The 21,913-nt window shown below is 77.9% G+C and carries 23 protein-coding genes and 1 riboswitch; of the genes, 15 read left to right on the forward strand and 8 right to left on the reverse strand.

The window, feature by feature from the left end; translation table 11 throughout:
* The first annotated feature begins 110 nt into the window (after positions 1-110).
* Entirely contained in the window at positions 111-911 is an 801-nt protein-coding gene (locus ACRYM2_RS14530) for an endonuclease domain-containing protein (RefSeq protein ID WP_432523115.1), read from the forward strand.
* 50 nt (positions 912-961) lie between these two features.
* On the opposite strand, the gene ACRYM2_RS14535 is transcribed toward ACRYM2_RS14530, so the two are convergent.
* From ACRYM2_RS14535 to ACRYM2_RS14550, 4 genes are read right to left on the reverse strand one after another with little or no spacing between them, the layout of a single operon-like run.
* The gene (locus ACRYM2_RS14535; protein WP_432523116.1) at positions 962-1,621 is read right to left on the reverse strand and encodes an HAD family hydrolase; all 660 of its coding nucleotides are present in this window, start codon (positions 1,619-1,621) and stop codon (positions 962-964) included.
* A gap of 36 nt (positions 1,622-1,657) precedes the next feature.
* The gene (locus tag ACRYM2_RS14540; RefSeq protein WP_432523117.1) at positions 1,658-2,557 is read right to left on the reverse strand and encodes an MSMEG_6728 family protein; all 900 of its coding nucleotides are present in this window, start codon (positions 2,555-2,557) and stop codon (positions 1,658-1,660) included.
* A 51-nt stretch (positions 2,558-2,608) separates the two neighbouring features.
* Positions 2,609-3,538, reverse strand: coding sequence for a D-isomer specific 2-hydroxyacid dehydrogenase family protein (locus ACRYM2_RS14545; protein WP_432523118.1), 930 nt, complete (start codon positions 3,536-3,538; stop codon positions 2,609-2,611).
* Between the two features lie 51 nt (positions 3,539-3,589).
* Positions 3,590-4,654, reverse strand: a complete 1,065-nt coding sequence (locus ACRYM2_RS14550; protein WP_432523119.1) for a GGDEF domain-containing protein — start codon at positions 4,652-4,654, stop codon at positions 3,590-3,592.
* Positions 4,655-4,782: 128 nt separating this feature from the next.
* On the opposite strand from ACRYM2_RS14550, the gene ACRYM2_RS14555 reads away from it, so the two are divergent.
* The 3 genes from ACRYM2_RS14555 to ACRYM2_RS14565 all read left to right on the forward strand — a co-directional run bounded on the left by ACRYM2_RS14555 (position 4,783) and on the right by ACRYM2_RS14565 (position 8,413).
* The gene (locus ACRYM2_RS14555; RefSeq protein ID WP_432523120.1) at positions 4,783-6,801 is read left to right on the forward strand and encodes an EAL domain-containing protein; all 2,019 of its coding nucleotides are present in this window, start codon (positions 4,783-4,785) and stop codon (positions 6,799-6,801) included.
* Positions 6,802-7,068: 267 nt separating this feature from the next.
* Positions 7,069-7,332, forward strand: a complete 264-nt coding sequence (locus tag ACRYM2_RS14560) for a GlsB/YeaQ/YmgE family stress response membrane protein (protein WP_432523121.1) — start codon at positions 7,069-7,071, stop codon at positions 7,330-7,332.
* 244 nt (positions 7,333-7,576) lie between these two features.
* Positions 7,577-8,413 carry a phytanoyl-CoA dioxygenase family protein gene (locus ACRYM2_RS14565; protein WP_432523122.1) on the forward strand — a complete coding sequence of 279 codons (837 nt, stop codon included), beginning with the start codon at positions 7,577-7,579 and terminating at the stop codon, positions 8,411-8,413.
* Between the two features lie 15 nt (positions 8,414-8,428).
* Here the strand turns inward: ACRYM2_RS14565 and ACRYM2_RS14570 are convergent, their stop codons facing one another.
* On the reverse strand, positions 8,429-8,809 hold the full coding sequence (locus tag ACRYM2_RS14570) for a hypothetical protein (protein WP_432523123.1): 381 nt from the start codon (positions 8,807-8,809) through the stop codon (positions 8,429-8,431).
* Between the two features lie 135 nt (positions 8,810-8,944).
* Between ACRYM2_RS14570 and ACRYM2_RS14575 the strand changes: the two genes are divergently transcribed.
* From ACRYM2_RS14575 to ACRYM2_RS14600, 6 genes are all read left to right on the forward strand, one after another.
* On the forward strand, positions 8,945-9,562 hold the full coding sequence (locus ACRYM2_RS14575) for a nucleoside deaminase (protein WP_432523124.1): 618 nt from the start codon (positions 8,945-8,947) through the stop codon (positions 9,560-9,562).
* Positions 9,563-9,667: 105 nt separating this feature from the next.
* On the forward strand, positions 9,668-10,528 hold the full coding sequence (locus ACRYM2_RS14580; RefSeq protein ID WP_432523125.1) for a hypothetical protein: 861 nt from the start codon (positions 9,668-9,670) through the stop codon (positions 10,526-10,528).
* A 94-nt stretch (positions 10,529-10,622) separates the two neighbouring features.
* Complete coding sequence (locus ACRYM2_RS14585) at positions 10,623-11,834, forward strand: PP2C family protein-serine/threonine phosphatase (protein ID WP_432523126.1); 1,212 nt, start codon at positions 10,623-10,625, stop codon at positions 11,832-11,834.
* A gap of 136 nt (positions 11,835-11,970) precedes the next feature.
* Positions 11,971-13,749, forward strand: a complete 1,779-nt coding sequence (locus ACRYM2_RS14590) for a SpoIIE family protein phosphatase (protein ID WP_432523127.1) — start codon at positions 11,971-11,973, stop codon at positions 13,747-13,749.
* Between the two features lie 101 nt (positions 13,750-13,850).
* Positions 13,851-15,050: a magnesium and cobalt transport protein CorA gene (locus ACRYM2_RS14595; RefSeq protein ID WP_432523128.1), complete on the forward strand. Its 1,200-nt coding sequence runs from the start codon at positions 13,851-13,853 to the stop codon at positions 15,048-15,050.
* Positions 15,051-15,097: 47 nt separating this feature from the next.
* Positions 15,098-15,412: a hypothetical protein gene (locus tag ACRYM2_RS14600; protein ID WP_432523129.1), complete on the forward strand. Its 315-nt coding sequence runs from the start codon at positions 15,098-15,100 to the stop codon at positions 15,410-15,412.
* A gap of 6 nt (positions 15,413-15,418) precedes the next feature.
* Here ACRYM2_RS14600 and ACRYM2_RS14605 read toward each other — a convergent pair whose 3' ends face one another.
* Positions 15,419-15,745, reverse strand: a complete 327-nt coding sequence (locus ACRYM2_RS14605; RefSeq protein ID WP_432523130.1) for a hypothetical protein — start codon at positions 15,743-15,745, stop codon at positions 15,419-15,421.
* Between the two features lie 84 nt (positions 15,746-15,829).
* On the opposite strand from ACRYM2_RS14605, the gene ACRYM2_RS14610 reads away from it, so the two are divergent.
* Entirely contained in the window at positions 15,830-16,372 is a 543-nt protein-coding gene (locus ACRYM2_RS14610; RefSeq protein ID WP_432523131.1) for a pyridoxamine 5'-phosphate oxidase family protein, read from the forward strand.
* Positions 16,373-16,386: 14 nt separating this feature from the next.
* Entirely contained in the window at positions 16,387-17,190 is an 804-nt protein-coding gene (locus ACRYM2_RS14615) for a class I SAM-dependent methyltransferase (protein ID WP_432523133.1), read from the forward strand.
* Between the two features lie 38 nt (positions 17,191-17,228).
* Here the strand turns inward: ACRYM2_RS14615 and ACRYM2_RS14620 are convergent, their stop codons facing one another.
* Positions 17,229-17,891, reverse strand: a complete 663-nt coding sequence (locus tag ACRYM2_RS14620) for a hypothetical protein (protein ID WP_432523134.1) — start codon at positions 17,889-17,891, stop codon at positions 17,229-17,231.
* An 11-nt stretch (positions 17,892-17,902) separates the two neighbouring features.
* A riboswitch (cyclic di-GMP riboswitch) is annotated at positions 17,903-17,982 on the reverse strand.
* Between the two features lie 409 nt (positions 17,983-18,391).
* Here ACRYM2_RS14620 and ACRYM2_RS14625 point away from each other — a divergent pair.
* The 3 genes from ACRYM2_RS14625 to ACRYM2_RS14635 all read left to right on the forward strand — a co-directional run bounded on the left by ACRYM2_RS14625 (position 18,392) and on the right by ACRYM2_RS14635 (position 20,880).
* A complete protein-coding gene (locus ACRYM2_RS14625) occupies positions 18,392-19,018 on the forward strand; it encodes a carbonic anhydrase (protein ID WP_432523135.1) in 627 nt (208 codons plus the stop codon).
* Between the two features lie 76 nt (positions 19,019-19,094).
* On the forward strand, positions 19,095-20,084 hold the full coding sequence (locus ACRYM2_RS14630; RefSeq protein ID WP_432523136.1) for an asparaginase: 990 nt from the start codon (positions 19,095-19,097) through the stop codon (positions 20,082-20,084).
* Positions 20,085-20,139: 55 nt separating this feature from the next.
* Entirely contained in the window at positions 20,140-20,880 is a 741-nt protein-coding gene (locus ACRYM2_RS14635; RefSeq protein ID WP_432523137.1) for a copper homeostasis protein CutC, read from the forward strand.
* 13 nt (positions 20,881-20,893) lie between these two features.
* Here the strand turns inward: ACRYM2_RS14635 and ACRYM2_RS14640 are convergent, their stop codons facing one another.
* A complete protein-coding gene (locus ACRYM2_RS14640; protein WP_432523138.1) occupies positions 20,894-21,769 on the reverse strand; it encodes an alpha/beta hydrolase in 876 nt (291 codons plus the stop codon).
* Between the last annotated feature and the right edge of the window lie 144 nt (positions 21,770-21,913).

Consider the following 21,913-nt stretch of genomic DNA (forward strand, 5'->3'; position numbering starts at 1 on the left):
CCACGGTGCACCGTGGAAGTTCACCGCGTGTCCACAGGGGGGCCGGTCGCACGGGGCGGGGTTGTGGACGGGGGTGCGGGGGGTCCGGTCGGAGCAGACACCCTGCGGCGGTGCCGATCCGCGCAACCTTCCCCGACGTCCTCGCCGACCTCGACGGCGACGAGGGGGTGCGGGTGCGCCACCTGGCACCCCTGCTGCCCCCGGGTGCGGCGCTCGCCCACCGCAGCGCCGCCGCCGTGCACGGCATCGGCCTGCGGATGCCGCACGAGCGCGGCCTCGCCCGCCCCGTCGAGGTCGTCGTGCCGGCGGGGACGGCACCGGTCCGCCGCAGCGGTGTGCGCTGCTTCGCCGCCGACCTGGCCGGTGACGTGGTCCTCGTCGACGGGGTGCCCGTGACGTCGCTGCTGCGCAGGGTCCTGGACACCGCGCGCTTCGCCCCGCCTCCGCTGGCGCTGGCGGTCCTCGACCTCGCCGCGCGGCGCGGGCTGTTCTCCCCGGTGCAGGCCCTGCTGCGCCTGGACGCCGCGCCGGGTCAGCGCGGGGTGGCGCGGGCGCGTCGCCTCGTGGCGCTCACCGACCCGGGAGCGGAGTCACCGGGCGAGTCGTGGCTGCGGTTGCGGCTGGCCGACGCGGGCTTCCCCCGGGCACGCACGCAGATCCCGGTGGCGGGCTACCGCCTCGACCTGGGCTGGCCGGCGCGGCGGCTGGCGGTCGAGTTCGACGGCCGTGAGTTCCACGAGGGGGCCCGGGCCCTGGCGCACGACCGCCGTCGGCGCGGGCAGCTGGCGGAGCGTGGCTGGACGGTCGTCGGCGTCGGGTCCGGTGAGGTGCTCGGGCGCTCGCTGCACCTGGAGCTCGGCGTCGGCGAGCTGCTGGGGCTCGTGCCGCAGCTCCACGCCCGCCGGTGGTGACCTCGCACGGTGCACCCTGCGAGATCACCACCGGAGGGAGGGACGAGGCCTCAGGAGGGCGAGGCGAAGGGCGTGTCGTCGAGGTGCTCGACCAGCTCGCGCAGGGAGTCGTGCACGCCGCTGGCCCCTGCGCCGGTCAGCTCCTCGACGGAGTAGCCGCCGGTGCGCACGGCCACCGCCGCCATGCCGGCCTTCGCGGCGGCCTCCACGTCCCACGTGGAGTCGCCGAGGACCACGCCGGCGCGCCCGGAGACCCGGCCGAGGGCGACCTGGAACAGGTCGGGGGCGGGCTTGGTCGCCTCGGCGTCCGCCGAGCTGGTCCACGCCTCGCACAGCTCGCGCGCGTCGAGCTTGTCGAGGAACGCCTCGACGTGCTGCTGCTGGCCGGAGGAGGCCAGCACGACGGTCCAGCCGCGGCGGCCGAGCTCGGCGAGCAGGTCGCGCGCGCCCTCGAACGGCTGCACCTCGGGCAGCAGCGGGTCGAACTCCTCCGTCCACGCGCTGCGCGCCTCGTCGCCGTGCTCGGCCTCGAACCCCTCCCCGGCGACGGCGGGCACGAGCTGGTCGCCGCCCATGCCGATGGCGCGGTGGATGCGCCACACCGGCACCGTCAGCCCGAAGCGGCGGAACGCGCGGAACCACGCGATCGAGTGCTGGTAGTTGGTGTCGACGAGCGTGCCGTCGACGTCGAGGAGCGCGGTGTCTGCCACGAGGGAGGACCTCCAGGTCGGGTGCTGCCGGGGTGTTCAGGCCGCCACGTCGACGCAGAACAGCTTGCGCGGGTCCTGCAGCAGCGCGGGGGGCTGCACGTCCGAGCGCGCCACCCGCCCGCCCCAGCGGACGCGGCGCCGGTGCGGCGCGACGACGCCCTTGCGGGCGTCGAACTCGTACTCGCCGACGACCTCCCCCAGCAGCAGGGCCCGCTCGCCCTCGATGGGCAGCGCGACCTCGTCACCGGGTTCCAGCTCGTTGACGAAGGTGTCCAGGACCCGCAGGTCCTTGCCCGGACGCCGGCCCGGGCGGACCTCCTTGAGCAGCTGACGCAGCGTCGCACCCTCACCGGCCAGCCGCACGTCGACGTCGATGCCGCTCTCGGTGCCCAGCCCCACGACCCCGTCGGTGAGGAACTCCCCGACGGCCTCGGGCGCACCGGGCCGCACCACCCACACCAGCCGGCCGGAACCGCGCACGGGCGGGTCCAGCGAGGGCGGGTCCGGCCAGTGGTACGGCAGGTCGTCGGGTTCCCCGTCGCCGAACACGGGCCGGTAGAAGGCGGGGTCCTTGCGCAGCAGCGCCGAGCGGTGGCTGCGGTGGACCGCCTCGTCGCCCAGCCACGGCGGCATGAGGTGCGCCAGCTCGGCCTGCGCCCGACCGACGACCTCGGGGGCGAACTCGGCGATGAGGCGCTCGGTGGAGTCGGCGCGCCCGGGCCGCTTCCACTCCGCGACGCACGCCAGCCCGTAGGCGACGAGCGCGGGCGTGCAGCCGCGCCACATCCGCACCGCGGGGTGGTTCACCCAGCCGTAGTCGGGCAGTTCGAGGGCGCGCAGCACCTGCAGCGTCTCGACCCGCTGCTTGCCCAGCCGCGGGGCGTCGAGGACGGCCGCCGACCGCGCGAAGTCCGGGTAGGGCAGGAAGGTCTGCACCCGCCCACCGTGGCGCGCGGCGACGGCCGTCGCACGTCGAGGCGTCCCGCGTCAGTACCCCGCGTCGAGGTCGACGAGCCCGAGCAGGTCCTCCCCGGCCGCGAAGCGGCGCACGTTCTCCTCCACCCGCGCCGCCAGCGCCGCGCTCTGCAGCTGCGAGGGGTTGGTCGCGTGCGGGGTGACGATGCAGCGCGGCTCGCTCCACAGCGGGTGCCCGTCGGGCAGCGGCTCGGGGTCGGTGACGTCGAGCGCCGCCCCGGCGATGGTGCCCTCCGCCAGCGCGGTCACGAGGGCGTCGGTGTCCACCAGGGAACCGCGGGCGATGTTCACCAGCCAGCCCTGCGGGCCCAGCGCGGCCAGCTGCTGCGCGCCGACGAGGGCGCGGGTGGCCTCGGTGGCGGGTGCCGCCAGCACGACGTGGTCGGCGGCCTCCCACACCTCCCCGACCCGGTCGGCGGGCAGCGTGCGCTCGGCGCCCTCGACGGCGTGGCCGCGGCGGGTGACGGCCAGCACGCTCGCGCCGAGACCGGTGAACGCGGGGATCATGGCCTTCCCGATGCCGCCGGCGCCCACGATCGCGATCGTCGCCCCGCGCAGCGTGGACTGCACCGGGCCGACGGCCTCGGGGCGCCAGGTGGACTGCCGGGCGGCCAGGCCGATGCCGCGCACGCCCGCCAGCAGCAGCGCGACGGCGCCCTCGGCGACGGCGGAGGAGTACGCGCCGGTGGCCGAGGTCCAGGTGCGCTCGCGGTCCAGGCGCCCGCTGTCCACCCACGCCTCGATGCCGGCGGAGGGCAGCTGCACCCAGCGCACGGCCGCGGGCAGCTCGGGCAGCTCGCCGTGGCCGCCGACGACGACGAGGACCTCGGCCTCCTCCAGCGGCACCAGGCGACCGCCGCCGCGCTCGACGGCGGCCTCGACCTCCGGCGAGGATCCGGGGCCGACGTGGACGGCGGGGGGGCTGCTCTGCGCGGGGGCCATGGACGGCACGCTCCTGCTCGCTGGGTGCGGGTGCACGGGGGTCTACCGGGATCACGCGTCGGACGGGCCCACCCTAGGACCCCACCCCTCGGCGGCCGCGGCGCTGCGGGTGCGGTCGCGGCCGGCGTCCTTGGCCGCGTAGAGGGCCGCGTCGGCGGCGACGAGGGCCTGCTGGGCGCTGGTCGACTCGTCCAGCGTCGCGCAGCCCGCGGAGAAGGTGGTGGCGCCGCCGCCGGCCGCCCATGCCTCGCGCAGGCGCTCCACGACGTCGACGGCCGCGCTGGTGGGGGTGGCGGGCAGCAGCAGCACGAACTCCTCGCCGCCGAAGCGGGCGGCGTGGTCGCCGCGGCGCAGGCCGCGGGCCAGCAGCGCCCCGAAGTCGCGCAGGACCTCGTCGCCGCAGGCGTGGCCGCGGCTGTCGTTGAGCTGCTTGAAGTGGTCGAGGTCGACGACCACGACGCTGTCGCCGGGCGCCAGCAGCCGCATCCGCGCCTCCAGGTCGCGGCGGTTGCCGACGGTGGTGAGGGGGTCGGTGCGCGCGTCGCGCCGCAGGACGTCGGTGGCGGCGCGCTGGCGGCGGACCAGGTCGGCGAGCACCTCGGAGACGACGATCCACACGCAGGCCGCCACGACGGTGCGGGTCGCGGCCGGGGCGCTGGGCCCGCCGGCGACCACCAGGTGCAGCGGCACGGCGGCGGGCAGCAGCGCCCAGCCGGTGCGGGGCACCAGCACCAGGCCGGTGAAGACGAAGCACAGCACGAACAGCGGCGCGTACGCGCCGTCGACGTGCACGCCGGTGCGCGACAGCAGCGCCAGCCCGGCCATGACGAGCAGCGGGAAGGCGGTCGCGGCCGCGGCGGGCAGCCGCCGCCACGGCACGAGCAGGCTGCCCGCCAGCACGGCGGCCGCGCCGGCGGCGGAGGCGGCGACGACGAGCAGGTCGCGGCCGGTGGGCACCAGCAGCGGGGTGGTGAGCAGGACCAGCAGGGTGGTGACGAGGACGAGGACGCGGCCCGCGACGACGGGGCGCCCGCCCGCGCGCAGCCCCGGCGGCAGCCGCCGCAGCAGCCGCCGCCAGCGCGGCTCGGGCAGCAGGTCCTCCCGCCGGTGCCGCACCGGACGCCTCCCAGGGTGTTCTAGAAGTGGTGCCCCGCGAGCGGAGCCGGACCACCCTGCCACGGGCGGGGGCCGCCCGCCGCCCGGACCCGCTCCAGGGCGCGGCGCGCCGTGCCGATCCCCTGGGGGTGAGCGCGCAGCCGGCCGACGGCACCCGCCGGTCGCCGCGCGGGCGCCGGTGGCGCCCCCTCCCCCGGTGCGCGCGCCGCCCGCCGCTGGAGCGCGCCGACTGGCGGCGGCGCCACCGCTGGGTCTGCGCGGTCCTGCTCGCGCTCGTGGTCGCGGTGCCGGTGCTCGCGCTGGTGCGCGGCACCTCGCCGGTGCACGCGGTGGGCCTGGGCGCGGTCCTGGCCGTGGCGCTGCTGGCCGCGCAGCTGGACACCGTCCGCCGCTGGTTCGCCGACGACCCCTCGCTGCCGGCCTGGTCGCCGGACGGGCTGCGCGCCTGCGCGGCCGTGCTGGGCCTGCTGCTGGCCGCCGCCGAGGTGGTGCAGCTGTGCGGCGGCGCCCCGCAGGCGCACGTCGCCTTCGTCGCGCTGGTGCCGGTCCTCGTGCTCTACGAGTCGTGGGCGCCGGTGCTGCTGAGCACCGCCTTCGTGCTGCTGCAGCAGGGGGTGGTCGGCACGCTGCACCCGCACCTGGTCTTCGCCGACGCCGCGCACCCGTGGCGGCAGGCGCTGGCGCACGCCGCCGTCGTCGGCGCCACCGCGGCGCTGGCCCTCGCCGGGTGGCGGCACGCCCCGGCCGCCGGCGCGCTGCAGGGCCGCGAGCTCGCGCGGCTGCGGCACGCCGCGGCGCACGACCCGCTGACCGGGCTGGTGGCCCCCGCCGGGGTCCGCGCGGCGCTGACCGCGGCGCTCGCCGACGGCGAGGACCGGGACGCGGCCGTGCTGGTCCTGGGCCTGGACGGCTTCGCCGACCTGGAGGCCGAGCTGGGGCACGAGGGCGCGGACGAGCTGCTGCGCCAGGTGGCGGTGCTGCTGCAGGAGGTCCTGCGCGCCGGCGACGTGCTGGGCCGCACCCGCCCGCACGAGTTCACCGTCGTGCTGCCCGGCGGGTCGGCGCGCGAGGGCCGGGCGGTGGCGGGGCGGCTGCGCGAGGCCCTGGCCGGGCGGCTGGCCGTGGCCGGTGCGGCGGTGGAGGTGCCGACCGCGGTCGGCGTCACCTCGCGCCACCACGCCCGGCGGCTGCGCGGCGGCGAGCGCGGGTTCGCCGCGCCCCCGCAGGAGGCGGCGGCGCTGCTGCGGCAGGCGGACGCGGCGCTGCACGCGGCCTGCGGGCGGGACGGCGACGGCAGCGGCGTCGCGCTGTACGCGGCGGGTGACGAGCAGCGCCCGGCGCAGCGGCTGGAGCTCCTGGCGGACCTGGGCGCGGCGCTGACCCGCCGGGGGGAGCTGTTCCTGGTGCACCTGCCGACGGTCGACGTCCGCACCGGGCGGGTGGTGGGCGTGGAGGCGCTGCTGCGCTGGCGGCACCCCGAGCGCGGGCTGCTGCCGCCGGCGACGTTCGTGCCCGCCGTGACGGCGACCGCGCTGGCCGATCCGCTGACCGACTTCGTGCTGCGCTCGGCGCTGGCCGACGCGGCCCGCTGGAACGCGGCGGGCGGGCGCGTGCAGGTGTCGGTGAACGTGCCGGGGCGGTGCCTGCGGGCGGGGTTCGCCGAGCGGGTGCTGGCCCTGCTCGCGGCGGCCGGGGTCGGCGCGCAGCAGCTGCGCCTGGAGGTGACCGAGGAGGCGCTGACCGGCGCCGCACCGGCCGTGCACGCCGAGCTCGTGCGGCTGCGGCAGGCCGGCACCGGGGTGTCGGTCGACGACGTCGGCTCCGCGGCGGCCCCCCTGTCGGCGGTGCGGACGCTGCCCGTGGACGAGCTCAAGCTCGACGGCGCCCTCGTCGCGGGCCTGGTCGACGAGGACCCGCTCGCCCGGCACACCAGCACCCTGCTCGTGCGCTCGGTCGTCGAGGTCGCGCACGCGCTGTCGCTGCGGGTGGTGGCCGAGCGCGTCGAGACGGCCGCCCTCGCCCGCGCCGTCGCCGACGCCGGGTGCGACCTGGCCCAGGGCTACCACTTCGCCCGCCCGGCCACCGCGGACGCCGTCGCGGCGCTCCTGGCGGCGGAACCGGCGGGCGAGGTGCCGGCGAACTCCTGACCCCGCCCCGAACTCCCCACCCCGAGCTCCAGCTCGAACCCCCGCTCGAAACCCGGCTCGAAACCCGGCTCGAAACCCGCCCCGAACCCCGCGAACCGCTCCGCGAGCGGGATGCGAATCACCCTCGGTGAGGAGCTCTCCACGCGGCGCACAAGCAGATGCGCCGACGAGCGGCGTCGGTGATCTCGACGAGCGGAAACCCGTCCGCGGACGTACGGTCTTGCGGCGGCGCCGACCGGCGCCGGTACACGGAAGGTGGCAAGGACAATGGGCATCTCCCTCCTGACCGCGGTCATCGTCGGCCTGATCATCGGGGCGCTGGCTCGGCTGGTCCTCCCCGGCCGGCAGAACATCGGCGTCATCTGGACGATCGTCATCGGGATCGTGGCCGCCATCATCGGCACGTTCATCGCCCGGGCCCTGGGTGTGGCCGACACCCCCGGCATCGACTGGATCGAGCTGATCCTGCAGGTCGCGCTCGCAGCCGTCGGCGTCTCCGCCGTGGCGGGCCGCCGCCGCGTGCGTCGCTGACGCGGCTCGCGCGCCGGGCCCGGCGGGCGTCGTCGACCTGACGACCCACCCGCCGGGCCCGACAGGACCGATCGACCGCGGAGCGGCCGTGGGCACTGCGCCCGCGGCCGCTCCGCGCGTTCGTGCCTCCTGCGCGGCGCCCGGGCCCGCCCGCCGCGACACGACCACCTCCCCATCACGCTGCGTCGCTGGATCTCGACGATGCGGATTGTTACGGTGCGGTCACGTCCGTCGGAGGAGGCCCGTGACCGGAACCACCGCCCGCTCCCTGCTGCGCGGGGTGCGCGGGTCGCGCACGCGGGGGGTGCAGCTGTCCGGCGAGGCGGCGCGGGTCGTCGAGGACCTGCGCCGGGACGGCATCGCCCGCACGAGCACCAGCGCCCTGGCGCCGGGTTCGCAGCTGCTGGAGGAGGTGCTCTCGCGCACCGACGACCTCGTCGCCGACCAGTCCGCGGACATCGTCCGCCGCCGCCGCGCGCTCGCGGGCGACCCGCTCGCCGGCGGCGACGCGCACCGCGTCGACCTGCTCGGCGCCTCCCCGCCCGTGGACCCGGAGGACCCCTACGCGCGCTTCCTGCGCCACCCGCAGGTCGCCGGCATCGCCGCCGCGCACTGCCGGCGCGACGTCGTCATCTGGGACGTCAACGGCCGGCTGGGCCTGGCCGCGGCGGCCTCGCACCCCGCCCCGTGGCAGCGCTCGGAGTGCTCCGGCGCGCTGGAGGTGCACCTGCACCTGACCGCGGTCGACGGCGGCACCGGCCCGCTGCACTACGTGCGCGGCTCGCACCGGCGGCGCGGTCCGGTGCCGCGCGCGGTCCGCGCCCTGGAGCGCTCCGCGCACCTGGACGACGCCGCCCTGCGCGCGCTGCTCGGCGAGGACGCCTGCACGAGCGCGCTGGGCCCGGCGGGGACCGTCGTGTTCCTCGACCCGCGCGGTCTGCACCGCACCGACCGCCCCACGACGCGCGACCGGCTCGTGCTGCACGGGCGCTACGCCGCGTGGTCGGCGCGCGCCCAGCCGGTGCTGCGGCCCGCGGAGACGGTCCCGCGCAGCCTGCTGCCCGACTTCGCCCTGGTCTGAGACCGGGCGGGCGGCTCAGCCGCGGCCGGTGAGCTTGGCGACCAGGCGCGCCCAGAAGCCCTTGCGCGGACCCTCCGCGACGGGCGCCGCGACGGGATCCTCGACGCGCTGCGCGACGGGCTCGGGCCGCGGCGCGGGCGCCGCGACGGACTCGGCGGCGGGGGCGGGTGCGGGAGCCGGCACGGGAGCCGGCTGGGCGACGGGCTCGGCGGCGGGCGCCGCGACGGGCTCCTGCACGCGCGCCGGGGCGCTCAGCGTCCCCTTCAGCTCCGCCTCGGGGGTGTAGCCGCCCTCACCGAGGATGGAGGCCGCGAACTGCAGCGCGGACGCCTGCACGGGCGCCACGGTCTGCGCGCCGCGCGGCGGGTCGGCCGGAGCCTCGTCGAAGGTGGACATGGATGCCGTCTCCCGGTGGTCCCGGCGGCCGCCCCAGCGGCGGACCGCGCTGCCCGGTCCATCGGCGCCGGCCCGCCCGGTCTTCAGCACCCGGGCGCCGCACCACCCGGACGGGCGCCCTGGCAGGGTGCGCGGGTGGACACCAGCGCGCTGACCCGTTCCTTCACCCTCGCCCTGCCGGACTGGATCGAGCACGAGCTGGCCGACGTGCCGCAGGTGCTGCCCGACCACCAGGAGCGGATGGCCCTGGTGCACCGCCTGGCCGCCCGCACCTTCCGCGAGGGCGGCGGCGGACCCTTCGCCGCCCTCGTCGCCGACTCCACCACCGGCGAGGTGCTCTCCGTCGGCGTCAACGTCGTGCTGGCCAGCGGCATCTCCGCCGGTCACGCGGAGGTCACCGCCCTCTCCCTGGCCCAGGCGCGCACCGGCTCCTGGGACCTGGGCGCCGGCGGGGCCCGGCGCGAGCTCGTCGTCAACTGGCGCCCGTGCGCGCAGTGCTACGGCGCGACGCTGTGGTCGGGGGTGCGCACCCTCGTCGTCGCCGGCTCCGGCCCGGAGCTGGAGGAGATCACCGGCTTCGACGAGGGCCCGGTGCGCGAGGACTGGGCCGAGCAGTTCGAGGCCCGCGGCATCGCCGTGGTCACCGACGTGCTGCGCGAGCAGGCGCTGGAGGTCTACCGCGACTACGCCGCCCACGTGGCCGCCACCGGCGCCGTCGTCTACAACGCCCGCGGCGACGCCCCCACCTCCTGACCCCCTCCTGTGGACGAGCGGTGATCTTCCACGGTGTCACGTGGAAGACCACCGCGCTGTCCGCAGGGGCGCTCAGGGGCGGGGCCGCGCGGCCGATGGACGGGGGTGCTCGTCCCCGACCTGGCCGACCTGCGGCCCGGCGACTTCGTGAAGCTGCGGGGCACCGGCAGCAGCGCGCACTCCGGCGGCCGGGCCGTCGTCGTGGCCGTGCACCGCAGCGCCGGCCCGCCGTGGCGCGTGGTCGCCCTCGACGTCCGCTACTCCGCGCGCGGGCACGCCCTGCGCGTCGACGTCGACGGCGCCGGCGAGCTCGTGCGCTGGGACGCCCCCTGGCCCCCCGCGCAGCCCGCCCCCGCCGAGCGCCCGCCGGTGAGCGCGGGCGTCGCGCACGTCGCCCCGCCGGTCACCCGCCGGCAGAAGGTCCTCGCGGCGGCCGCCCTGGTGCTCGTGCCGCTGGCGCTGACCGGGCTGTGGACCGCCACCCGCCCGGAGGTCGAGCCCAACCCCCTGCTCGTGCAGCGCCACCTGGTCGAGGGCGTGCGCGGCACCGGCACCGCCTCCCCCGGGCTGCCGGGCCTGCCCGCACCGTCGGCGACGACCCGCGCCCCCGCGACCGCCGAGGTCGTCGCCTACGCCGCGGGCCCGGTCCCCGTGGTCGCCGACGCCGCCACCGGCCGGCGCGAGGTGGCGCTGGCCGGTGTCGAGGTGGCGGCCGGCTGCCGCGACGCGTACGTCTCGGCGCTGCTGGAGCTGCTGCCGGTCGGCCAGCGCGTCCGGGTCGACGCCCCGCAGGCCGGCGGCCCGGGCTGGTTCACCACCGACGACGGCATCGACGTCAACGCCGAGCTCGTGCGCACCGGCGTGGCGGTGCCCACCGGGGCGGGCGGGGGGCTCGCGGCGGGCGACGCCGCGCACCGGGCCGAGCTGCTGGAGGTCGCCGCGGACGCCCCGCGCGAGTGCGCCTGAGCCCGCCCCACCCCCGTCGGGCCCGTCCCCCGGGCCGTCCCCCGGACGGAGCACCGGCGCGACCCGCCGGCCGGTCGCGGGGGAGGATGGCCGGATGGAGCACGTCCCCGTCCGCCGCGCAGCCGGCGGCGACCTGACCCTGGTCCGCGGCGGCGAGGACCTCGACGAGGTGCTGCTGCGCGCGCTGCGCGCGGTGCAGCAGTCCGTGTGCGTGGCGGACCTGTCGCTGCCGGACGCCCCGGTGGTGTGGGTGAACGACGCCTTCACCCTCACCACGGGCTACCTGCCCTCCGAGGTCGTGGGCCGCAACTGCCGCTTCCTGCAGGAGGGGGTGGAGGAGTTCGGGCTGGACGCCAGCGGCCCCGCCGCGGCGGTCCGGCGGCTGCTGGCCGAGCGGCGCGCGGGGACGGTCGTGATCCCCAACCGCCGCCGCGACGGCAGCCCCTTCCTCAACGAGCTGTCGCTGTCACCGCTGACCGGCCCCTCGGGCGAGGTCCGCCACTACGTCGCCGTCCAGCGCGACGTCACCAGCCGGGTGGAGGCGCAGACCGCCCGCGACGTCGCCCACGCGGAGGCCGCGACGCTCAGCGACCAGCTCCAGCGCCAGCTGGTCCCCCACCGGCTGCCCGTGGTGCCGGGGCTGCAGGTCGCCGTCCGCTACCAGCCGGCCACCCGCGCCGACGGCAGCCGCGGCGAGGTCAGCGGCGACTTCTACGACCTGCGGACGCTGCCGGGCGGCGCGGCGGTCGCCGTCATCGGCGACGTCTCCGGCCGCGGCCCGCGGGCCGCGGCGACGACGGCCGCGCTGCGGTGGGCGATCCGCGGGGTGGCGGGGGCCACGAGCAGCCCCGCGGCGCTGCTGCGGCTGGTGGCCGACGCCGTGCACGACGCCCTGGACGACCGCTTCGCCACGGTCGCCGCCGTGGAGCTGACCCCGGGCGGGGACACGGCGACGCTGGCGCTGGCGGGGCACCCGCAGCTGGTGCTGCTGCCGCCCGGCGGCCCGGCGCGGCTGGTGGGCTCGCCGGGGATGCTGCTGGGCCCGTTCGCGGACGTGGTCGTGCAGGACGTGCAGGTGCCGTTCCCGCCCGGCAGCGCGCTGGTGCTCTACACCGACGGGGTCACCGAGGCCGTCGGGCGGGGGCGCCGGCTGCTGGGCGAGGAGGGGCTGCTGGCGGCGCTGGAGCCGCTGGCCACCCGCGAGGCCGACGCGGTCGCCGACGCGGTGCTGACCGCCGTCGCCCGCCACGTCGGCGACGGGCCGACCGACGACCTGACGCTCATGGTGCTGCACCGCACCGCCTGACCCGTCCCGCCCGCACCGTCCCGCCCGACCCGTCCGTCCGACCCGCGCGGCCCGCCGGTGTGGTCCACACTCGGAGGCGGCGACGCCGCTCCGGCGCCGGCACTCGCACGGTGAGGACGGCGAGGGGGTCCCCGAGGTGGATGGCGACGAGGGGCAGGGCCCGCTGCCGGCGGACGCGCGGCGGCTGGCGGACCTGGCGCTGCTGGCGCTGGACCTCAGCGCGGCGACGACGGTGCACGAGGTGCACGAGGCGCTGGTCGCCCGCGGCCTGCCCCTGCTGGGCGCGGACGGCTGCGGGGTGGTCACCCGCGCCGACGACGGCGGCTGGCGGCTGGCGCTGTCGACGAGCTTCGGGCCGGACCTGCGCGCCCGCTACGAGCACGAACCGCACGACAGCCCGCTGCCGGCGTGCCGGGCCGCGCGCGAGGGGGTGCGGGTCCTGGTGCCGGACCGCGCGGCCGCGGAGCGGGTGCACCCGCGCATGGCGGAGGTCGTGGACCTGACCGGCCGCGAGCGGTGGGCGCTGCTGCCGCTGCTCGCGGGCTCGCAGGTCGTCGGCAGCCTCGCGGTGTGCTGGGAGCGGCCCGGGGAGTTCACCGAGCAGGAGGTGGCGCTGCTGGAGGCGTTCGCGGCGCACTGCGCACCCACCCTGGACCGGGTGCTGGAGGCGCGCGCCGCCCGCCGCGCGGCGGCGGCGGTGGCGCGGGTGGCGCGGGAGCTGCAGCGCAGCGTGCTGGGGCACCTGCCCTCGCCGGAGGGGGTGCGCCTGGCGGTGCGCTGCACCCCGGCGGCCGAGGGGGCGGGCATCGGCGGGGACTGGTACGACGCCTTCACCGACCGCGCGGGCGACCTCGTCGTGGCGGTCGGCGACGTCACCGGCCACGACGAGGTCGCGGCCGCGTCGATGAACCAGGTGCGCACGCTGCTGCGGGGCGTCAGCTGGGACAGCGGGGACGGCCCGGCCCGGCTGCTGGACCGCCTCGACGCCGTGGTCTGCGCGCTGGAGCCGGGCACGCTGGCGACCGCGGTGCTGGTGCTGGTGGGCACGGGCGCGGCGGGAGGTGCGGGCGGGGACCCGGGCGGGGGCTCGGGAGGGGGCTCGGGAGGGCTGCGGGTGCGCTGGGCGAGCGCCGGGCACGTCGCACCGCTGCTGCGCCACCCCGACGGCCGCGTCGAGCTGCTGCCGGACGGGGACCTGCTGCTCGGCGTGGACCCCGCGGCGGTGCGCGGCGAGCACGTGCTGGACCTGCCGGCGGGCGCCGCGCTGCTGCTCTACACCGACGGGGTCGTGGAGGACCGCGCGAGCGGCACCGGCGGCGGCACCGAGCGCCTGGCCGGCGTGCTGGCCACCGGGGACCCGAGCGAGCCGGACGCGCTGTGCGGGGAGCTGCTGTCGGTCGGGGCGGGCGGCGGCGAGGACGACCGCACGGCGCTGCTGCTCGTCGCGGCCGCGGGCGCCGGGCAGGTCCCCGCGGGAGGTGCGGCCCCCGCGGCGGGGGAGGCGGCGCCCGCGGCCGACGAGGGCCCCTCGACCACGCGCGTGATCGTGCTGCCGCCGGACCCGCGCTCGGCGCGCGAGGCGCGCACCGTCGTGCGGGAGGTGTGCGCGCGCTGCGGCTGGGGCGAGGACGACGCCTCGACGGCGGAGCTGCTGACGAGCGAGCTGGTGACCAACGCCGTCGTCCACGGCCGCAGCGACGCGCGGGTGACGGTGACCAGCTCGGGGGACCGGCTGCTCGTGCAGGTGCACGACGGCAACGACCGCCCGCCGCAGGTGCTCACCGAGCACGACGACGCCCTCAACGGGCGGGGCATGCGCCTGGTGGACGGCGGGGCGAGCGCGTGGGGCGTGCGGCAGGACGCGGACGGTGGGCGCTCGGGGAAGGTGGTCTGGTTCAGCCTCGAGCGCGCGTGAGGCGGTGCCGGCGGGCTGGCGACCTACGATCGACGTCGGTCCCGGCGCTGCCCGGCCCCGTCCAGCCCGCCCGCCCAGCCCGCCCGCCCAGGAGGCCCGCCGTGCCGTCCCGCCCGTCCCCGCGCTCCGCACCGCGGCGGTCCCGGCGCGCCGACGGGCCGGGAGCGGCGGAGCGCGGCCGGCCGGAGGGCGTGGCCACCGTCGGCGCCCGGGGTGCCCTGGCGGAGCTGCCCGTGGTGGCCTGCAAGCTCTACCACGCCGACGGGCGCCAGCGGCAGGTCTCCGACCTCGACGCCGCGCTGTCCACCGCCCGCTCCGACGGCGGTTTCGTCTGGATCGGCCTGCACGGGGCCAGCGCCCGCGACCTGCAGCGCCTCGCGGTCCCCTTCGGCCTGCCCGCCCTGGCGGTCGAGGACGCGATCAACGCCCACCAGCGCCCGAAGTTCGAGCAGTACCCCGACCTGACGTTCGCCGTCCTCAAACCCGTCCGCTACGTCGACCACGACGAGGTCGTCGACATCAGCGAGGTCGCGGTGTTCCTGGGGGCGCACTTCCTCATCACCGTCCGCCACGGCGAGTCCTCCGTCGTCGCCGACGTCCGCGCCGAGCTCGACGTGCCCGAGCTGGACCTCGGCGCGCTGGGGCTGCAGGAGGGGGAGGTGGACCTCGACGTGCCGCTGCCCGGCGGGCCGCCCGCACCGGCCCCGGCGTCGGTGCTGTACCGGCTGCTGGACCACGTCGTCGACGGCTACGGCGACGTCGTCGAGGCCATCGCGGTCGACGTCGAGGACATCGAGGAGCAGGTCTTCAGCGGCGGGGAGGACGAGCACGCCGAGCGCATCTACAAGCTGAAGCGGGAGGTGCTGGAGTTCAAGCGCGCCGTCGTGCCGCTGGTGAACCCGCTGCAGCGGCTCGTCGAGGGTGGTCCCGTGGGCCCGCGGGCCACCGCGGTCGCGGAGGAGAAGCGGCCCTACTACCGCGACGTGCTGGACCACCTGCTGCGCGCCGCGGACGCCATCGACGGCTACGACCGGTTGCTGACCGACGTCCTGCAGGCCCACCTGACGCAGGTCAGCGTCCGGCAGAACCGCGTCACCGCCCAGCAGAACGAGGACATGCGCAGGATCTCGGCGTGGGCCGCGATCGCGCTGGTCCCCACGGCCATCGCCGGCATCTACGGCATGAACTTCGAGCACATGCCGGAACTGGGCACCCGCTACGGCTACTTCGTCGTCCTGGCCGTCATCGTCCTGGTCTGCACGGTCCTCTACGTCGTGTTCCGCGCCAAGAAGTGGCTGTGAGCGGCTGAGGAACGGCGCGCCGGCGCCACCGGTGCGAGGATCGCCGCATGGCCGACGAGCAGCCCGACGTCTACGACCTCGACCGCATCTCGCACGCGGTGCTGGCCATGGACCCCGCCGACGTGCGGCGCCTGGTCGCCCGGGGGGAGGGCGGGCCGTGGCTGGCCGGCCCGGACCACGGCGACGGGCGAGCGCTGGCCGTCCACCCGGCCGTGGGCGGGCACGGGCTGACCGTCGAGCGCGCCGACGCGATCGAGCTGGTCAGCCGCGTGCTGGACCACCGCCTCGCGGAGGGCGCGCTCGACGAGCAGCAGCACGACCAGATGCTCACCGAGGCCGTCGTGGGGCTCAGCCTCCTCTAAGGCGCCTCAGCCGGTCGGCTCGGACACCGGCACCCCGTCGGCGCCGCCCTGCCCGCCGTCCGTGCGCAGCGTCGGGTCCGCGGGCTGGTCGGCCTCGTCGACCTCCCCACCGGCCTCGCCGCCCCCACCGGCCTCGCCGCCCCCGCCGGCCGGGTCGGGCACGACGTCGCCGGAGGGGTCGCCGCCACCGTCCTCCTCGCGGCTGCGCTCGACGGCCTCGCGCCCGGCGAGCCCGACCCGCTCGTCGATCTCGTCGACGACCGCGGGCAGGTCCGCACCGGGCGGCGACGGCACCTCGCGGGGCACGGGGGCGTCCTGGGGTTCGCTGCTCATGTCGCGTCCTCTCCGGTGGGGCGGTGCGCGTCCACGCTAACCGCGCCACCGCCGATCGGCGGCCCGAGCCGTTAGGGTCTGGACGTGGCGAAGGTGTTCGAGGCGATCGACGAGGCGCTGCGGCGCTGGATCGAGGCGCAGCCGGTGTGGTTCACCGCCACCGCCCCGCTGGCCGCCGACGGGCGCGTCAACGTCTCCCCGCGCGGCGGGGACTCCTTCTCCGTCCTGGGCCCGCACCGCGTGGGCTGGGTGGACTTCACCGGCAGCGGTGTGGAGACGATCGCCCACCTGCGCGAGAACGGGCGCATCTGCGTCATGTTCACCTCCTTCGACCAGCGCCCGCGCATCGTGCGCCTGCACGGGCAGGGCCAGGTGCACCTGCCCGGGACCGACGCCTTCCGGGAGGTCGTGGCGCTGCACCCGTCCAACCCCAGCACCCGAGCAGTGATCACCGTCGACGTCGAGCGCGTCAGCGACTCGTGCGGGTGGGGGGTGCCGGTCATGGACGTCGTCACCGACGAGCGCGACCTGATCCGGCGCAACGCCGAGAAGAAGGGCCCGGCGGGCATGGACGCCTACCGGGCGCAGAAGAACGCGAGCAGCATCGACGGCCTGCTCGGCCTGTGACGGGGGGCGCCGCGGTGGAACGGGAACCGTACGCGGGGCTGGCCACGACGTTCGACACGGTCGCGGAGCTGTACGAGCGGGTGCGCCCGCGCTACCCCGCGGCGCTGTTCGACGACCTGGCGCTCTCGGCCGGGCCGGCGCCCGGAGCCCGGGTGCTGGAGATCGGGGCGGGCACCGGGCAGGCCACACGCGGGCTGCTCGAGCGCGGCTGGAGCGTCGTGGCGCTGGAACCGGGGCGGGAACTGGCGGCGGTGGCACGCCGCGTGCTCGCCGGCCGCGGGGACGTCGAGGTGGTGGTCTCGCCCTTCGAGGCGTGGGAGCCGCGGGACCGGGAACCGTTCGACCTGGTCCTCGCGGCGACCTCGTGGCACTGGCTGGACCAGCGGACCGCGTTCTCCCGGGCCGCGGACCTGCTGCGCCCCGGGGGTTCTCTGGCGATCGTCGCCACCGAGCACGTCGCACCGCCGGACGGCGACGACTTCTTCCGGGTCGTCGAACGGGTCTACGACGAGGTCGGCATGGGCGACGGCAAGGGCGGCCCGGTGCCTCCCGAGGAGGTGCCCGCGCCCGACGTGGCGGCGATGGCCGGCAGCGGGCGCTTCGGGCAGCCGATCGTGCACCGCTACGTGACGAGCCGGGAGCACACCGCCGAGGAGTACCTGGCGCTGCTGTCCACCTACTCCGGGCACATCGCCGCGACACCGCAGCAGCGGGCGACGCTGTTCGCGGGGATCCGGGAACTCATCGCGGCCCGCCCCCGCGGAACGGTCCGCAAGCACGAGCTGAACCTGCTGCAGGTCGCCCGCCGCACGCGCTGATCCCGCGCGGCCCGGGACCGCCGCCCGCCGCGCCGCTGTCAGCCGGCCGTCGCCGTCGCGGTCGCCGTCGGGGCGGCGGTCGCGGTGGCGGTCGGAGTCGCCGTCGGAGCGGCGGTGGAAGTCGCCGTCGGAGCGGCGGTGGAAGTCGCCGTCGGAGTCGCCGTCGGCTCGTCGACCGGCGCCTCACCACCACGGCCGTTCGCGTTCAGCCGGGTGGCGGTGAGGGTGCCGTCGCCGCTGCGGGTGCACTGGACGCTGACGTGGTCGCCGGCGCGCAGGGCGGACGCCTGCACGGTGGCGCCGTCGCGGCGCAGCACCGCACCGGCGGCCAGGGCGATGTCCACCTCCTGCCCGCGCAGCGCCTTGTCGCGGCCGCCCTGGACGGTGACGGTCACCCGGCCGGTGGCGGCGTCGACGGCGCTGAGCCTCCCGGCGACGACGACAGTGCGGGCACCGCGGGGGCCGCGGGTGATGGTCGGCGCGCTGCCGGTGGGCACGGCGGTCGCGGTGGCCGTCGCGGTCGCGGTGGCCGTCGCGGTGGCCGTCGCGGTCGCCGTCGCCGTCGCCGTGGGAGCGGCCGTGGGGCGCGCGGCGGGGTGCGTCCCGCCGGAGCGGGCGGCGGCGAGGGAGCCGGCCGCGGTGGGCACGGCGAGGGCCGCCGCCAGGGCGACCGACAGGCTGAGGGTGGTGGTGCGGCGCATCGCGGTGTCCTCCTGGTAGCCGGGCCACCTCACGTGGTGAGGCCCCTGGGCTTTGCGTCCCCGTCTCGCGACGGGTTTGCCGTTGTCCCGGGAAGCATCGGCCGTCCCGGCGGGCGGCTCGACCACCCGCCCACGCGCACCACCCGACCGGCGGTGCGCGCCGGCCGGGTCCTCACCCGCACGGCGCAACCGGCCCCGCGCGGTGCGGGCGAGCGGTCGCGGGAAAAATCCCCCACACGGCGGCAGCGGGTTCAGTAGCGTTCCGGCCGCACGGTCCGGGGGGAACGTGCGCACCGCGCGGCGGGGATCCGCGCGGCACCACCGAGGGGGGAACCATGGACGACGCACGATCCGCGCTGCCCGCGCAGCGGGGCACGAGCAGGCGGGGGATGTTCCGCTGGGGGGCGTCGCTGGGGGGCGGCGCACTGCTGGCCGCTTGCGGCGCAACGGGTCCGCGGACGGACCCGGGATCGACGGGATCGCCGGCGGCACCGGGAGCGGTGCACGAGCGCCCGGAGCAGATCAGCGACCCGGAGCAGGCGCTGGAACTGCTGCGCGAGGGCAACGCCCGCTTCACCGCGCACCCCGAGCACCACACCGGCCACCCCGCCGAGCACCGCCTGCGGATCGCCGGGGGGCAGCACCCGTTCGCGATCGTGCTCTCCTGCGCGGACTCCCGCGTCCCGCCGGAACTGGTCTTCGACCAGGACCTCGGGGACCTGTTCGTCGTGCGCACCGCCGGCCAGGTCCTCGCGCCGCCGGTCCTCGGCAGCATCCAGTACGGCGTGGAGCACCTGCACGTCCCGCTGCTCGTCGTCCTCGGCCACGAGGGGTGCGGTGCGGTGAAGGCCACGCTGGAGGCGCTGGAGAGCGGTTCCGCGGCCTCCGGCACCGCGATCGACTCGCTCGTCGAGGCGATCCGCCCGGCCGCCGAGCAGGCCCTGGCCGACGCCGGTCCCGGTGCGGACGAGGAGCACCGCCTCGCCGAGGCCGTGCGCCTCAACGTGGCCGGGGAGGTCGCCCAGCTGAGCGCCGACCCGCTGCTCGCGGAGGCCGTCGAGGCGGGGCGGCTGCGCGTCGTGGGCGCCACCTACGACCTGCACGACGGCGCGGTCACCTTCTCCTGACCCGGGCGCCGGCGGCCCTGCGTAGGCTCGGCGGCGCGCCGACGGCCGCCGGCGCGCGGAGAAGTGGAGAACTCCCGTGGCTGAGCCCGCGAACACCCCCGCCCTCGCCGAGCTCGCCGTCGTCCGGCGCTCCGGCCTCGTCGAGAGCCGCCACCTCGGGGCGCTGCTCGCCCTGGACGCCGACGGGTCCGTCGCCGCCGCGCTGGGCCCCGTGGACGAGCCGGTGCTGCCGCGCTCGACGGCCAAACCGCTGCAGGCGGTCGCGTGCCTGCTGGCCGGTGCTCCGCTGGAGGGGCCGGCACTGGCGATCGCGGCGGGCAGCCACACCGGCACCGACGCCCACGTCGAGGTCGTCCGCGCCGTGCTGGCCGAGGCCGGGCTGGGCGAGGACGCGCTGCGCTGCCCCGAGGACCGGCCCCAGGACGAGGCCACCCGCGACGCGCTGGTGCGCGCCGGGGAGGGGCCCAGCCGGGTCCGGATGAACTGCTCCGGCAAGCACGCGGCGATGCTGCTGGCCTGCCGGGTCAACGGCTGGTCCACCGAGGACTACCTGGCGCCCGGGCACCCGCTGCAGCAGCGGGTGCGGGCCGTCAGCGCCGAGCTCACCGGGACGCCCGTGACCGCCGACGCCGTCGACGGTTGCGGCGCCCCGCTGTTCGGCACGACCGTGCGCGGCCTCGCGACGGCGTTCCGCGCCCTGCACCGCGCCGGTCCCGGGGAACCCGCGGGCCGGGTCGCCGCCGCGGTGCGCGCGCACCCGGAGTTCGTGGGCGGCCCCGGCCACCCGAACACCGAGCTGGTGCGGCGCGTGCCGGGTGCGCTGGCCAAGGGCGGCGCGGAGGGCGTCCTCGGCGTCGCCGGTCCCGGTGGGCAGGCGGTGGCGCTCAAGGTCGCCGACGGCAACCCCCGCGCCACCACCCTGGTGGCGCTGGAGGTCCTCGCCGGTTTCGGCGTGGACGTCTCGGGCGCGCAGGAGCTGCGCGTGGTGCCGGTGCTCGGCGGCGGCGTGCGCGTCGGCGAGATCGCGCCCGGCACCGCCCTGACGGCGTGGGCGGCCACCCGGTGACTCCCCCGGCGACTGTTCCGGTGACTGTTCCGGTGACTCCCCTGGCGATCGCGCGGTGACCGCGGTCGAGGTCTGCCTCGACGACGTCGAGGGCGCGCTGGTCGCGCAGGAGTGCGGCGCCGCCCGCGTCGAGGTCTGCGCCGCGCTGTCCGAGGGCGGCCTGACCCCCAGCAGCGGGTTCCTGTCCGCGGTGCTGGCCCGGGTGTCCCGGCTGGAGGTCAGCGTCCTGGTGCGCCCGCGGGCCGGGGACTTCACGTGCTCGCCCGCCGAGGTCGACGTCCAGCTCGCCGACATCGCCGCGGTGCGCGCGCTGCCCGCCCCGCCCGGGGTGCGCCTGGGGGTGGTCGTGGGCCCGCTGCGCGCGGACGGCGGCGTGGACACCGCCCTGCTGGCGCGCTTCGTCGACGCCGCCGGGGACCTGCCGGTGACGTTCCACCGGGCCTTCGACACCCTGCCGGACCTGCCCGGCGCGCTGGAGCTGCTCGTCGACGCCGGGGTCACCCGGGTGCTCACCTCCGGCGGCGCCCGCACCGCCGTGCAGGGCGCGGAGGTCCTGGCGGACCTCGTCGCGCGCGCCGGCGGGCGCATCGAGGTCATGGCCGGCGGCGGGGTGCGCCCCGCGAACGCGGCCGCCCTCGTGGCCCGCACCGGCGTGGACGCCGTCCACCTGCGCGCCGCCGCGCCCGTCGCCGCCACCGGCGCCCCGTCGGCGACCGCCGTCAGCTACGACGTCCCCCGCCTGGCGACCGCACCCGACGTCGTGCGCGCCGTCGTCGCGGCGCTGGTGGGACGCTGAGGAGCGCCACCCCTCACGCCGACCGGGCGGGCTGCCCGACGAACGTCAGCCACTGCAGGGCGTAGTCGGCGACCTCGCGCCAGCCGGAGTCCACGACCAGCGAGTGCCCCTTGCCGGGGAACTCCTCGTAGTCGGTGATGCTGGAGGCGGCGCGGTAGCGCGCGGCGATCGCGCGGGTGGTGACCGCCGGGACGGTGCGGTCGCGCCCGGCGCCGATCACCAGCAGCGGCCCCCGGTCGGCGCCGGTGCGCACGGCCGCCGGGGTGCCCGCCAGCAGGTTGGCCACCGCGGCCTCGAACAGCGGCCGACCCGGCGCGGGGATCGTCCACCGCGCGTGGATCTCGTCGGACTCGGCGCGGGGGACGGCGTTGGCGAAGGTGCGCGCGAAGCGATCCGCGGACTGCGAGTTCGTGCCGCGGAGCTGGGCGGGGTTGGCCAGCACCGGCAGCGCGTTCCACAGCTGCACGACCGGCAGGCGCAGCACACCGCGCATCTGGGCCGGGTCGACGGCGACGGCGGCCCGGGCCAGGCCCTCGCCGAGCAGCTTCTGCGCGACGAGGCCGCCGAAGGAGTGCCCGACGACGACCGGCGCGGTGTCCAGGGCGGCGATCACCCGGCGGAAGCGCTCGGTGACCTGCTCGACGCCGACCCCGGCCAGCGCCTCGGGGTGGGCGCGGGTCTCGGCGACGGTGGCCCCGTCCCCGGGCCAGCCGGGGGCGTGGGCGGCGTAGCCGGCGGACTCGAACAGCTCGACCCACGGCTGCCAGCTGTCGGCGTGCAGCCACAGGCCGTGGACGAAGACGACCGGGGTGCGCCCGGAGGCGTTGGCCCGGGCGGCGAAGCCGAGGTCCTGCGCGGTCGGGGTGCTGGTGGTGGGCTGAGCGGTCACGGTCCTTCTCCCTCGGTCCGGTGCGGCGGGACCGGCCCCGCCGACGCCTCCACCCTGGCGCCGCGGGCCTCGACGGATCCCACAGCGCCTGCCACGATGCCCACGCATCCGGCCACGTCCGGCCGGCAGCCCGCCAGCTGGAGG

This window comes from Kineococcus aridisoli, assembly GCF_050871885.1.
GTDB lineage: Bacteria > Actinomycetota > Actinomycetes > Actinomycetales > Kineococcaceae > Kineococcus.